This is a genomic window from Deinococcus sp. (assembly GCF_030523985.1).
Lineage (GTDB): Bacteria > Deinococcota > Deinococci > Deinococcales > Deinococcaceae > Deinococcus.
Genome location: NZ_JAUNHK010000039.1, coordinates 21,558 through 23,120 on the forward strand (window position 1 = coordinate 21,558; position 1,563 = coordinate 23,120).

General features: G+C 57.7%; 2 protein-coding genes. Both read right to left on the reverse strand.

The window, feature by feature from the left end:
• Positions 1-148: 148 nt before the first annotated feature.
• Complete coding sequence (locus tag Q4C89_RS07655; protein ID WP_303102014.1) at positions 149-520, reverse strand: four helix bundle protein; 372 nt, start codon at positions 518-520, stop codon at positions 149-151.
• A 42-nt stretch (positions 521-562) separates the two neighbouring features.
• Positions 563-1,563 (reverse strand): phosphoglycerate kinase (gene pgk, locus Q4C89_RS07660; protein ID WP_303102015.1); only part of this gene is annotated, 1,001 nt, incomplete at its 5' end.

Genomic DNA, 1,563 nt, shown 5'->3' on the forward strand with positions numbered 1-1,563 from the left:
GCCAGTTCCACGCCGTCCACCGCAGCATATTTTTCCTTGAGTTCCTCACACCAGGAGCGGGCCTCGGTGGGGGTCTTGTTCATTTTCCAGTTGAGGGCAAGAAGGGTATTGGGCATGGGAAAGCTCCATGCGCTTAAACGCTAAACGCTTAAACGCTATTGTCTAGAGATTTAAGCAGGGCCATAAGTTTGGCATTAAGTTTATTAGCCATACTTCTAAGAAGTTGCTGGTCTTGAACAGTCATCAATTCAAGTTCAGTCGCTATTCTGGCCCCACTCATGACTTCAAAAAGAGAACCGCGAGCAATGGTCAGGAAACGTGCAAATTCCTTGGCTGTTGACCGACCACGACCTTCGGCAATGTTGAGTGAAATAGAGACTGCCGCCCGCCTTAACTGATTCGTCAAACCAAAACGCTCCGCCTCTGGAAAGTCACGGGTAAGGTGATAGACCTTGACGGCAAACTCTACCGACAGCTCGTGAACTTCCAGTTTCTCAAAGGGCAAAAAAGCGTCACTCATAAGCGTTTAGACGTTCAGCGTTCAGCGCAGGCGGCACGCCTGTTATTCCATCGCCTTGACGCCGGGAAGTTCCTTGCCTTCCAGCAGTTCCAGGCTGGCCCCGCCGCCTGTGCTGATGTGGTCAATCTGGTCGGCCTTGCCGCTCTTGTTGATGGCGCTCACGCTGTCGCCACCGCCGACCACGGTGTACGCCTGATTCTTGAGGCTGCCCACCGCCGCCGCCACCGCATTCGTGCCCGCCGCGAATTTCTCGAATTCAAACACGCCCATCGGCCCGTTCCAGAAGACGACCTTGGCCCCCTTCAGTGCATCGGCGTAGGCTTTCTGGGTGTCCGGGCCAATGTCCAGGCCCATCCAGCCGTCGGGAATCTGGTCGGCTAGGACGACTTTGCTCTCGGCATCAGCAGCAAACTTGTCAGCAGCCACGGCATCAGTGGGCAGCAGCAGCTTGTCGCCGTACTTGTCCAGCAGCCCCTTGGCGTATTCCACCTGGTCGTCTTCCACCAGGCTATTCCCGATTTGCCCACCCTTCGCCTTGATGAAGGTGAACATCATCCCGCCGCCAATCAGCATTTTGTCCACGCGGGGGAGCAGGTTTTCAATAACCTTGATCTTGTCGCTGACCTTCGCGCCGCCGATGATGACGACGTATGGATGCTCGGTGCTGTGCAGCAGCTTGCCTAGCGCGTCCACTTCAGTCTGGAGCAGGCCGCCCGCCGCGTGGGGCAGCTTGGCCGCCACGCCACTCACCGACGAGTGGGCGCGGTGGGCCGAGCCGAAGGCATCCAGCACGAAGGCGTCGCCCAATTTGGCGAGCTTGTCGTTCAAGTCGGCGTCGTTCTTTTCCTCACCCGCTTCAAAGCGCACGTTTTCCAGCAGGGCCACTTCGCCCGCCTTCAACTCCTGCACGACCTTCAGGGTTTCCTCGCTGCCCGGCAGACTGGCGATGAATTTCACGTCCTGACCCAGTGCCTTGCTCGCCGCTTCGGCCACAGGCTTCAGGCTGTACTTCTCCTCAGGGCCGTTCTTGGGCCGCCCGAAGT